Annotated in this window: 9 protein-coding genes; all 9 read right to left on the reverse strand. The window is 66.2% G+C overall.

Translation table 11 applies throughout. The features are described 5' to 3' along the window. Nucleotides 1–12: 12 nt before the first annotated feature. The gene (locus tag ACFWO8_RS09640; protein WP_378946917.1) at nucleotides 13–975 is read right to left on the reverse strand and encodes a DMT family transporter; all 963 of its coding nucleotides are present in this window, start codon (nucleotides 973–975) and stop codon (nucleotides 13–15) included. Between the two features lie 26 nt (nucleotides 976–1,001). Continuing rightward, entirely contained in the window at nucleotides 1,002–2,903 is a 1,902-nt protein-coding gene (locus tag ACFWO8_RS09645; RefSeq protein ID WP_378946920.1) for a hypothetical protein, read from the reverse strand. Further along, complete coding sequence (locus ACFWO8_RS09650; RefSeq protein WP_378946923.1) at nucleotides 2,900–4,765, reverse strand: serine/threonine-protein kinase; 1,866 nt, start codon at nucleotides 4,763–4,765, stop codon at nucleotides 2,900–2,902. The genes ACFWO8_RS09645 and ACFWO8_RS09650 overlap by 4 nt, the downstream gene beginning before the upstream one ends. Before the next feature lie 6 nt (nucleotides 4,766–4,771). Then, nucleotides 4,772–5,953: a hypothetical protein gene (locus ACFWO8_RS09655; protein WP_378946926.1), complete on the reverse strand. Its 1,182-nt coding sequence runs from the start codon at nucleotides 5,951–5,953 to the stop codon at nucleotides 4,772–4,774. 84 nt (nucleotides 5,954–6,037) lie between these two features. After that, entirely contained in the window at nucleotides 6,038–7,927 is a 1,890-nt protein-coding gene (locus ACFWO8_RS09660) for a protein kinase (protein WP_378946931.1), read from the reverse strand. 84 nt (nucleotides 7,928–8,011) lie between these two features. Continuing rightward, the gene (locus ACFWO8_RS09665) at nucleotides 8,012–9,325 is read right to left on the reverse strand and encodes an MFS transporter (protein WP_378946934.1); all 1,314 of its coding nucleotides are present in this window, start codon (nucleotides 9,323–9,325) and stop codon (nucleotides 8,012–8,014) included. A gap of 102 nt (nucleotides 9,326–9,427) precedes the next feature. Further along, nucleotides 9,428–9,688, reverse strand: coding sequence for a Txe/YoeB family addiction module toxin (locus tag ACFWO8_RS09670; protein ID WP_378946937.1), 261 nt, complete (start codon nucleotides 9,686–9,688; stop codon nucleotides 9,428–9,430). Next, entirely contained in the window at nucleotides 9,685–9,978 is a 294-nt protein-coding gene (locus tag ACFWO8_RS09675; protein ID WP_378946940.1) for a type II toxin-antitoxin system Phd/YefM family antitoxin, read from the reverse strand. Before ACFWO8_RS09675 ends, ACFWO8_RS09670 begins: the two co-directional genes overlap by 4 nt. 41 nt (nucleotides 9,979–10,019) lie before the next feature. Continuing rightward, nucleotides 10,020–11,852, reverse strand: a complete 1,833-nt coding sequence (locus ACFWO8_RS09680) for a putative bifunctional diguanylate cyclase/phosphodiesterase (protein ID WP_378946943.1) — start codon at nucleotides 11,850–11,852, stop codon at nucleotides 10,020–10,022. Between the last annotated feature and the right edge of the window lie 52 nt (nucleotides 11,853–11,904).

Genomic DNA, 11,904 nt, shown 5'->3' on the forward strand with positions numbered 1-11,904 from the left:
GGCGGGAAGGCGCTAGCGGCCCGCTCTGCTCGCTACGACCACAGCGCACAGCACGATCGCACAGCTGATCATCGCAATGGGCGAGAGCTTTGCGTCGACCGCGTCGAGCAGCATCGCCGCGACGAGCTGGCCCGCCACCGAGGTGAGGCCGAGTAGCAGAACGCCGATCATGCCGACTGTGACGGCAGCCAGGGCGATGAAAGCCACGCCGATCAGGCCGCCGGTGTAAAGCCAAGGGTCGGTGGGGAATTCGGTGGGCAGGCCCGTGGTGAACAGGGTGTAGAGGTCGAGGAGGAGCAGGGCTGTCAGGCCCACCGCGAAGTTGATCAGGGTGGCGGTGAAGGGACCGCCGGTTGCGCCGACGCGGCCGTTGATCGCTTGTTGCCAGGCCAGGCCGATACCCGCGAGGGCAGGAAGGACGATGAGCAGGGCGGGGATGTCCGGGACGCCGGTGGCGACCGTGGTCGGGATCGAACTGCCGCCGGCCGAGAGCACGACCCCGGTGATGCCGAGGGCAGCCGCGAAGATCCGCCACCCGGTGATCGGGGTTCGGCCGTTCGGAGCGAGGCCGAGACGGTCGACAACGAGGCTGCTCAGCAGTTGACCCGCGACCACCGCGACAGTGAAGGCGGTGACACCGATCGCGGCGATCGTGAGCCCCTGCGCCGCCACGAAGAACGCGCCGCACAACCCGCCGAGCAACTGCCACGGCGGCAACCTGCGCTCTGACACCGCGGAACGCACCTTCGTGACACCCGCTCGCAGCGCGGGGCTGAGAGCGAACGCAACCAGCAAGACGATGAGACCCGTACCGAAACTGATGGTCGCTGCCGCGATCCCATCAGCCAGTCGGGCCCCCAACGCCCCATTGATCCGACCCTGCACCGCGACACCTGCCCCGATACAGAACCCGAACACCAGCCCGACACCACTGCGCCCGATTGCCCGCTCCTCACCCCGATCCACGTCCCGCATGTCGGTAAGAGCATGCCAGCCGCGCCTCACGCCTCGGGCAGTTGCCGCACCGCCTTCACGATCAGCGATTCCACGGTCCGACAGATCGAGTCACTGTCGACATGTGGGCCCTGAATCACCAACTCCATTGCTTCATAAATCTTTTCATCGATCGTTCGGTGTCGATAGATCCGCGAACACCCCAGTACCGGACCATCTGGTTCCTTTCCCGTGAGCAGCGTTATGCCGTCTACGGTGACAGACCTCACCGGCTCGAAGGACGTCCGCACGACCTGCAATGTCACTCGCGCGCTGCCGTACCACTCACAGGCGTGCGTGTATTCCGGGGTGGCCGGTTCCGGGGTCAATCGAGCGACCGCCGCCGATAATTCGGCGCGGACCAAGATCGCGCACGGGTCTATCGACGAGAGCGAGATCGCGGCGTCCGGCCTGCGCGGTGCGGTATGGAGAGTCCGAGCGAGCTGCGCGACCACGTGATCCGCGACGGCGCACCCTTGCTTTTCGGCGAGGCCGGTGTCGAACTCGATCAGAATTCCGGTTCTGCCGCCACTGTCGGCACTCGCGATCGCCCGGCGGCAGTGTTCGGCATCGCCTTCGAGCACAGCGATTCCCTCGACGAGCTTGCGATTGGGTGGGATTTCCCCCAGGTCGACGCCGAGGCTCAGCCGGATTCCGTCGCCGTAGACCTGTTGTTGCTGATCCGCCTCGCAATTCCAGTTCTTATCGAGCTCGAACTGCCACGATTCGGTCCGAGTCGGCCCTTCTCGCCATGCGACGCTCTCGCCCAGTGCCGACCGCAGCCACGCACAGGAATCGAGTTGGCGGATCTCGGCCGGCGAAAGGGCCTTCGGTTGCGCCGTGTCGACGAGGTCGCCGGTTCTCGACAACCACAATGATCCCGACGCGACCACGGCAACGGCGAGCGCCGCCGCGAACACTCCACGAGTCCGCACCGAGGAACCCTCGACCCGGCTACGCAGGCCCATCCACCGGTCGCGACCGAACCTGGCCGCCACCGCGAGCGCGGAACCGACTGAAGGCGGGCGCACGGGTGCGACGGAGGCAGCGGCGGGGGCAGCCGCGAGCAGTGCCGCCGCTGCCCGTTCCGTACGGTCGATCTCGTCCACGATTGCCGGGGGCCAGGGCTGGCGCCGAGCACCGACGTAGGCGACGATCTGCGCGGGCGAGGGTCGCGCGGCCGGGTCCCGGCGCAGACACGCTGCGATCAGTTCGCGCAACGCCTGGGGGACCGCGGACAGATCCGGGTCCCGTTGCGCGATATTGAACAGCGTGTACGGAACCGACGGGGCAGCGAACGGTGCGCTCGCGCCCGCGGCGAAGGCGAGCACCGATCCGAGCGAGAAAATATCCGACGCGACAGTCAACTCACCGTGCACGGACTGTTCGGGCGACAAGTAGTCGGGTGGCGCCAGCAGTGTGCCGCGCTCACCGGCGAGGACATCGATTCCGGCCAGCTCGATGCCGTCCTTGGTCAGTGCCACCGTGTCGGGTCGCACCCGCTGATGGACAAGTCCGGCCGCGTGCACGCCTTGCAGCGCATGTGCGAGCGCCGTCGCCAGCCCGCGAACGGCCTCGATCGGGAGCGGACCGAAATCCGCGACAGCACGGTCGAGCCGCAATGACGGCTCGTACGTGCGTGCCAGCCAAGGTAATTCGTCGTCGGCATCGACGTCGAGCACCGTGGCATTACCTGCACCGCTGACCCGCATCGCCGATACCGCACCGTGTCGAAGGCGCAGCCGCAGATCGGGCAATTCGAGCAAGCGCGGCAACGACTGCTCGACCACCCGCAGCGAATTGTCCGGCGCGGCGGCCAACAGCAGGCGGAAGTTCGGCTGCGGATCGAGCAGGCCGAGCACTCGGTAGCGGCCCAATTGGGTTGGATCGGTCGACGACGGCCGGGTCATGGTTTCGGCAACTTCGCGAGGACCGGGGTCAGCAGAGTCCGTAGACGGTCACAGCCGCCGGTCGCTGTTTTGTCGTAAGGGATGTAGGTAGCGCGGGCCACCTCGGCCAGGTCGTCACGTGTCGGCCGAATCGTGAGCGTGAACTCGCACCAGCCGTCACGGTCGTCGATGGTGCCTGGCCAACCGTCGATGGTGGTCAGCTTCTCGAACCTGTTGTTCGGCATCTGGTTGTCGTTTCGAGTCTGTTCGTGCAGGTTCAGGTGGAATTCTCCGTTGGCCCCGCTGACCCAGCAACTACTACTGCCGGTTGGGTTCTTCTTCGCGGGGTCACCGACGATCCGGAGGTTCGTGTCGCGGTCCATGATCGCGCAGGCGTTCAGCAGGTGGATGGAGCCGGCAGCGACCTTCCGCAGCGGTGGGTTGACCGAGAGGCGGCGGACGACCGCGGCCAGTGCGCGCTCCGCCAGCGGGCAACTGTCGGTCAGGCCTGATGCCTGCATGTTCAGCGGCATCCGCAGGCCGACCTGCGTCTCGACGAAGCGGTCACACGACTTGCCCTCCTTACGGTTTCCTTGAACCGGCAGCCACGCGATCGTGCTCCCCATCGGAGACGGGTCGTCGAATGCCCACCCGTACCCGATGGACAGCTCGAGACTCAGTTTCATTCCGGCGGGATCGGTCATCCCCACCGAGCAAGTGCTCTCATAGATCCCATTCGGGGCCGACCGATACGTCCCGAGGTCGCCCAACACTTCGGGGCCCAACAGCGCGCACATGTCGAGCAGCATCGACTCCCGCTCGGTGAGCGCGAGGGGCGGATCGGCCATCGCGACCGCGTTCCCCCGCACGCCGATGCCAACCAGCATCGAACCGATCAATATCGCTACTGAAACCATCGCGACGGCAGCGGTTGCCAGGATCCCCCTCGCGCGTTTGTCGCGCTGAGGCTTCTGCGGCAACTCCGGTGTCAGCACGGCGTTGCCCGCGGCCCAGGCGATCGCATCGCGCTCGTACTCGGCCACCCGCCGACGTACCCGCACCGGCCACACCGGTTCGGTCTCGAGCTGCTGCGCCGCGGCCAGCAATTCGCTCGGGGTCGGGCGCTCGGCCGGATCCTTGGCCAGACAGGCATCGACGATGCCGCGAATCGGCTGTGGCACCGCGCTGGTATCCGGCTCGATGTACAGCACGTTGTACAGCGTCTGCGGGGTCGACCCCGCCGCGAACGGACTGAACCCCGTCGCGGCCATCGCGAGGACCGCACCCGCCGAGAACACATCGGATGCCGTTGTCAGCGTGCGACACTCGGCCTGCTCCGGTGACATATAGGCCGGTGATCCGATCACCGCACCGGTGGCCGTCAAGCCGATGTCGTCATCGAGGGCACGCGCGATGCCGAAGTCGATGAGTCGTGGCCCCTCGTTGGTGAGCAACACATTGCTCGGTGTGAGGTCACGGTGTACCAACCCTGTGCGATGGATCTCGAGCAGAGCCATCGCCAGCCCGATGGCCAGCAGTTTGAGTCCGCTCGGGGTGAGTCGCCCGAAGTCGTTCATCACCTCCTGCAGCGACGGACCGGGCACGTATTCCGAAGCCAGCCAGGGTTTTTCGGTAGCGACATCATGACCGACGACGCCGGCGGTGTAGGCGCCGGTCACCCTACCGGTGGCGAGGACTTCGCGTTCGAACCTAGCCCGGAACTCCGCGTCGTCGGTCAAATCGGCATGGACCTGCTTCACCGCGACGAGTCGGCCGTCGGGTGCCTGACCGAGAAACACTCGACCCATCCCGCCGCTGCCGATCACCGCGAGGATGCGATACCGGCCGAGCAGCTCGGGGTCTGTCCGATCGCGAAGTTGCATGGCCGGTCACCGATCCTGGGCGAGTAGCGCGTATTGAGCCGCGGCGAGGTGTCGGACGTCGGCTTCCAAGTAGCTGAATACGACAACCACGTCAGCGCCGCGATAGACAATGCATTTGAAGCGGTCCGGGAGAACACCGCGGGCGTTCGGAAGTTTCGCCTGCCAACAGGAGACTTTCGGCAGCGAGGCTATGCCTGGTATCGAGGCGTAGTCGCGTTCACCTTCGCTGGCCAGTCGGCCAGCTTCCGCTGCCGCGGCCTCAGCGCTGGCCGTGCGACGCAGGTACTGGTTGTGTGCCACCGCGATCTGCGACACCGAGGCGGCACGCAGCGCCGCCAAGAACGCGGCCGGGCGTTCCGATAGCAACGCGAACGCGCGCGGACCGTAGACCGAGAAGGTGTCGGGTCCGGTTTTGCCATCGAGTTGTGGTTCCCCGGTCTGCACGATTCGGGTGAGCAGCTTGTCCGGATCGATGTGCAGATTCGGCAGATCTGCCTCGGCGGTGGGGACGAACCCTTCGAGATCGGCGAGTTGGGTCCGGTAGGTCCTGGTCAATACGTCGACCAGGAGCTCGGCGCGTGGTTCGAGGACCTTGGCATACACGCGGATCACCAGGTTCTTCCACGTCAGCCAGCTGCCGACGGTCGGCACCGATGGACGCCAATGACTCAGTGCCCCGGGGTAATCCGGAACCGCGATCGGAACATTATCGGTGCCCTGCTCGAAGTCCGCGCGGGCCATGTCCGCTGCGGCTGCTCGTGCGACGTCCTCACTCGAAAAGGCCAGCAGCGAAATCGAGACGAGCTTCTCGTTCATACCTGCCGCTTGACCGTTGCTGGCGATCGCACCGAACGAGGCGAGTACGCCGTGCTTGCCCGCCGCATTGCTCTGGACACCGGAGAGAATGTTCATGCCGGGCACCAGGCCTCGGTGATCGCCCAGCACCCCACCACCACGCGTCCAGGTGAGGTCGGGATCTATCCGGTCGGCGAAGCTCACTCGCTCACCCAGTCGCAGCGACTCCACCAAGATTCCGCGGGCACGGCTCGTGCCCGCGTCGTAGTCAGCCGGGATATGTTCCGTCGAGTAACTGCCATGATCCGGCTGGACGGGAGCGTCACCACACCCGACAAGCAAGCCGACCACGAGTAGTGACAGCACCGCTGTGCGGTGCAGCTCGAACCGCACGATCGCTCCCCCTATAACCAGTGGTCAAACGTAACTGGCCATGTCAAACCTGTTGCGAAAGTTAGCATCTCGCGCCGGAGCCGGCTACCGATTCGGCAGCCGGGTGATCAATGCCGCGATGATCGCCTCACCCGCCGGGCACCGACGGTCCTTGGGCAGGGCACCGGATACCTGCACGGTGACCGACTCGTGATGGTTCGAGTCGACCGCGCGGAACCGGTAGGTGCTGGCACAGCCTCGATCACTGCCTGCCTGGTATAGGTCCGCGTTGTAAACCACTGTGCCATCGCCGATATCGACCGCATTGTGGGACGAAATCGTGCCGGAGTCCATGTCATTCGGCCGACCGAGGTCCACCTGGACTCGCCCAGCCCCGCCCCACGTACAGCTATGCGCCGTCGGCACGCCCGGCCCCGATGAGCCTGCGGCCCTGATCTCGTCTTCGGTGACGAGGGCGCAGGGGTCGACCGATGCCAACGAGCGTGCGGTGGCCTGATCCACAACAAGAGCTGGCAGTGCCGCGACCAGGCGCTCGATGGAGTATTCAGCCAGTGCGCAGTCGACGGCCACGCCGGTATCGACACTGATTCCCCATGACGCGGGCCCGCTTCCGGCGACGGCGAACGCGCAGTCGCGACCGCGTCTGAGTAGGTCGAGTTGGCCGACTTCGCGCTGTGTCGACAGGAACCCCGTGAGGGTTCGACCTATCTCGATGGTCATTCGACCCGTCCCCGAACTGCCATCACATCCCCATGACGATGTCGTCGTCCACATCCAAGCGCTGGTTTCCCGGCGAACACCGGTGGCGACCGCTTCAGGCAGTGTCGGGCCGAGCGATTGTCGCAACCACGCACAGGCATCGACTTCACGCAATTGCGCCAACGTGGGCATGACCGCCGCCGGGCCTGCCACCTTCGGTGATGCGGGTGTGGTGCCGCGAAACAGCACCACCGCCACGGAGGCGGCGAGAATCATCATGACGACAGCGCAAGCCGTGCCGATGACGAGTCCACGGCGGCGTTTCGGCTGATCGACTGGCACCCCACCACGTCGCGGTCCGGCCAAGATTATCTGGGTGCGTTCCGGATCGGCGGTCAGCTCCCGCATCCTTGCTACCTGCGCCTCGATGTCCCGATGTATCGGCACCGGCCACGGGGTGGCGTGGATGGCGAGAACGCCTAGATAATCCAGGATTTGAGCAGCGGTCGGACGATTGCGGGGGTCCTTGCGCAGGCAGCCCGCGATGAGCTCTCGCAGTGGCTCGGGAACCGGTGCGAGGTCGGGTTCGGCATGAACAATGTTGAACAGGGTGAACGGCGCCGAGGCCGCGGCGAAGGGACTCACGCCGGTTGCCGCCATGTAGAGCAGCGAACCGAGGGAGAAGACGTCGCTGGCGGCGGTGATGGAGTCGGCGCCCGCTTGCTCTGGCGACATGAACGCCGGAGAACCGAGGACGCTGCCTACCTCGGTGAGCGACTCATCCGATTCCGCGGCTCGCGCGATGCCGAAATCGATCACCCGAGGGCCGTCTTTCGCGAGAATGACGTTGGCGGGCTTGAGGTCTCGGTGTATCAGGCCTGTCGTATGAATCGAATGCAGCGCCGAAGCGAGCCCGGAGGCCAGGATTCGTACGCTGGCGACGGGCAGCGCACCGTACTGCTGAATCGCACTTTCGAGGGGTACGCCGGCAATGAATACCGAAGCGAGCCAGGGAATTTCGCCGGTCGTGTCGAAATCAACCACAGCGGCGGTGAACGCACCGGAAACCCGCGTCGAGATGGCGACCTCGCGATGGAATCGGGCCCGGTAGTCGCCGTCGTCGAGCAGTCTCGAATGGATCTGCTTGATCGCGACGAAGCGACCGTCCGGACCGAGGCCGAGTAACACGCGCCCCATTCCGCCCGCACCCAACAATCCGAGAATCCGGTAGTGGGACACCGTATTCGGGTCATCGACAGATAGCGCCTTGATCACTGCTGTCCGACTCCCCCGATCGCGCTCACCACGGCAGGGTTACCGCTCACCGGCCGTGCGTCCCGAATCTAACACCGGACCCCGCTACTCGGGTCGCCGCGGCGGCATCCAGGTGGGGGTCAGTAGAGCGGCCGCGAGTAGGACCGTGCCGAGCAGGGCGATGGTGGTGGACATCGAAAGGTAGTGGGTCGCAGCCGCTACGAACGCGAAGACAGCTAGGGCGACGATCTCGGAGAGCAAGCCGGAGACCGAGGTCACGGTGGCTCGGGCTGGTCCTTCGATGGCGTCTTGGAGGCGCGCGCCCGCGACGACTTCAGCGTTGAAGTCGATTCCGTAGGCGACGCCGATGCTGATGAATCCGATCCATATCATGGCCGGTCCCCCAGTCGCACCGACGGCGAGTGCACCTGCGATGAAAAGGATTCCGGCCAGGAACAGGGCGGCTGCCAGGGTTCGGGACGAGAGGGATTCGGTGCGGCCCGCCAGCAGCGAACCGATCAGCGATCCCGCGACGGTGACGCCGACCAGCAGGGCCGAGGTGCTGGTAGACGCTCCACCGGACACTGCGAGCAGCCCGAAGTACTCGTCGAAGGCGGTGACGCCGTAGAGGAGAGCGCCGAGCAGCACACCGCGGCGGACCCGGCGGACGTGGAATGCCTCCGAGATACCGGTTTTGAGCATCGACAGGTATCGGGACGGTGTGGAACCGCTGGTTCCCGGGTCGACGCCCGACACCGCTCCTGACTTGACGTGCGGACCCAACGGTCCGGGGGTGGGCTCATCGTCCAGATCGTCGACGGCGGTGGCGGAGATAGCGACCGGCGCGCTGGGCAGAGCCAGCGCGGTGAGCGCGTGCAGGAGACCGACACCGACGCTGACCCAACCGACCAGCGCATAGCCACCGACGGCGAACAGCGGTGCGGCGGCGAGGATCGCCACGAGGACGGTGCTCTCCTGCGCACCGCGCGCCCAGCCCATGATTCGCGCATAGGCGGACGGTTCACCACGCGCGACCAGATCGTCGTAGATCAACGCTTCGAAGGTCCCCGATTCCAGGGCGCCCGCGATACCCCAGACGAGGAAGCCGAGCGCGAAGCCGGCGAATGACGGTGCCAGCATCCACAGGACGAAACACGCGGTCTGCAACAGCGAGCTCAGGAAAAGCAGGCGGCGGCGGGACACTGTGTCGGCCCAAGCACCCGATGGCACCTCGAGCAGGAACGCGGTCACCGACCAGATCGCCAGCAGCAGCGAGATCTGTGCGGTACTCAGCCCGTGGTCGGCGAAGAGAACGCCGTAGAGCGCATAGATCGGTAACAGGTCGCGCGTGCCCTTGAACAGGACCGCGCGCACCGTGAGGTCGCGGACACCGGTCGGTTCACGCCTCAACCAGGCCACCGCGTGCCGGAGCGGGGAAGGTCAACAGCCGTAGTAGAGCATCCGCATGCAGCCAATATTTCGCCGCGCACGAGCCATCGTCAAGCGATTATCCGCACGCGATCACTCGTAGTGGAAACGGCACGACAGTACGCGGATGACCCCCTCGTCGACGCGGTAGACCAACCGGTGTTCCTGCGTAATCCGGCGTGACCACCAGCCGGCGAGGTTGTGCAGCAAGGGCTCGGGTTTGCCGATTCCGCCCGCTTGCCCGTTGACCGCGATGTCATCGAACAGGCGGTTGATCTTTCGAGCGGCCGCACGGTCGTTGGTGACCGTCCAGGCGTAGTCGGACCATGCCTCGCTGGAGAAGTCCAGTTTCACGCCACACCGGCCGTCTCGCCGGTCCCGTCGTCGTCAGGGATTTCGAGTTGCTCCCGCGGAGCGAAACCACCGGCCGCGAACTCTTCCAAGCCACGCTGAAGGTGTCGGGCATTCGCGGGCGTGCCGAGCAGATGCGCGGTCTCCTTCAACGCTTCGTACTCACGCAGCGACACCACCACCGCCGCCTCGTGGCCCGCTCGGGTGACGACGACCTCCTCGAGGTCATCGGTGGCAGCGTCGAGCACGCTGGCCAGAGTCGCACGTGCTTCGGTGTAGCTGATCTGCCTCATAAGTACAAACTGTACAGGTTTACTGTACGGCGAGCATCCGGCTATCCGAGCGGGATCCAGCCGTTGGCGGCGAGGGAATCGTCTTCGTCGGTGGCGCCAACCAGGGGGCGGCCGTCGTTGAGGTCGTTGATGAGTTCGGACACCGGATGGGAGTCGCTGTAGTGGTAGCCCTGAGCCAGGGCGAAGCCGAGTTCGGTGAGGACGGCGGCCTGGTATTCGGTTTCCACGCCCTCGGCGATGACCTGCAGGTCGAGCGATTTGCTGAGTGCGGCGATGACGCTCAGCAGCGGCGGGGCGGGGGAATCGGAGCGGATGGCGGCGACGAAGGACTGGTCGACCTTGAGGATGTCGCTGGGGATGGTGGCCAGGCGGCTCAGCGAGGAGTAGCCGGTGCCGAAATCGTCGATGGCGATGCGCACGCCACGGTCGCGCAGGGTGTGCAGGTTGGTGATCGCGGTCTGGGATTCCGCGGCCAGTTCGCTTTCGGTCACCTCGAGGACGAGCTGGTCGGCGGGCCAGCCGGTATCGGACAGGATGGTCGCGACCCGCTCGGCGTATTCGGTTTCGGCCAGTTCGAGGCCGGAGACGTTCACGTTGAGGGTGAGGTTCAGCGAGGCGAAGCTCTCCTGGAGGCGCGCGGCGTCGGCGCAGGCGCGGCGCAGGACCAGCTCGTCCAGGTCGGAGATGAGGTCGTATTCCTCGGCGACGCGGATCAGGCCCTCGGTGGTGACCTCGGGTTGCGCGCTCGACGACCAGCGCAGCAGCGCCTCGACGCCGACCGCCTGGCCGCCGTCCTCGGTCAGGCTGACGATCGGCTGGTAGTGCACGTCGAGCGCGCCGCGGTCGATGGCCTCGCGCAGCTCCACCGCCAGCGGGAGCTGACGCGACGATTCGAGCACCGTGCGGTTGCGACCCGCCTGCTTGGCCCGGTACAGGCCCACATCGGCACGGCTGACCAGTAGCGAACCGGACTCGCCCGGCTGCCAGGAGGTGACACCGGCCGAACAGCCCATGGTCACCGCGGCGCGCAGTTGCTCGGTGAGCAGGATCGCGGCCTGCTCGGTGGTCCCCGGCAACAGCAGCGCGAACACATCGCCGCCGAAACGGGCCAGCGCCTGGCCGGGAGCGAGCAGGTCGAGCCAGGTATCGGCGACCCGCTGGAGGACGGCGTCGCCCGCGCGGTGGCCGAGGTGGTCGTTGATCTTCTGGAATCGGTCGAGGTCGACCAGCACCAGGGCCATGCCCTGACCGCCACGACCGGCCGCATCGATCGCCGGATTGAGCTGCTTCTCGAAACCGCGACGGTTGAGCAGGCCGGTGAGCACATCGATATCGGCTTCCGACGCCATCCTGGTCAGGATGCCGACCACTACGCCTGCGCCGAAGGTGACACCCGCCGGGATCAACCCGGACCACCACGGCAACCCGCGCGTCGGCAACACCAGCAAACACAGCACCATCGCGAAACCGATGTGCGCGGCGGCCTGGGGCCAGGCGAAGAACAGCGCCGCGTCACAGGCGACGAACACGAAGAACGAGGCCAGGGTGATGGCGCCGACCACATCGGGGAAGTCGTAGACCGCGATCGCGACGAGCACGGCCGCGGTGGCGAGGTAGGCGTGGTGCAGGCGGTGCGGCATCCGCGGGCCCCACGCGAGCATCGTGAGCCCGAGCAGAACCGAGATGGCCGCCGCGGTGCCGACCACAGCGCGATTACCGTCCTCGCCCGGCGCGACGGCAGTGATCGTCAGGCCGAGGACACCACCGAGAACGTAGAACGCCCCCGTTGTCCTGGCCATGACCTTTGCCGTCGCCAACGCCGATGCCGCCCGTACCCGGGTTCGGGTATCGCCGCGCGCCCCGATTCCTCGCACGAGCACCAGCCTAGATGTTGATGGGTCAGGGTGTTTGCCACATCCGACAAAT

Origin of the sequence: Nocardia sp. NPDC058480 (assembly GCF_042720495.1) — a bacterium.
GTDB lineage: Bacteria > Actinomycetota > Actinomycetes > Mycobacteriales > Mycobacteriaceae > Nocardia.

What these genes read in the sequence shown, in the direction of transcription:
- ACFWO8_RS09645 (WP_378946920.1), bottom strand. Translation starts at nt 2,903, where the DNA reads ATGACCCGGCCGTCGTCGACCGATCCAACCCAATTGGGCCGCTACCGA.
- ACFWO8_RS09640 (WP_378946917.1), bottom strand. Translation starts at nt 975, where the DNA reads ATGCGGGACGTGGATCGGGGTGAGGAGCGGGCAATCGGGCGCAGTGGT.
- ACFWO8_RS09650 (WP_378946923.1), bottom strand. Translation starts at nt 4,765, where the DNA reads ATGCAACTTCGCGATCGGACAGACCCCGAGCTGCTCGGCCGGTATCGC.
- ACFWO8_RS09675 (WP_378946940.1), bottom strand. Translation starts at nt 9,978, where the DNA reads ATGAGGCAGATCAGCTACACCGAAGCACGTGCGACTCTGGCCAGCGTG.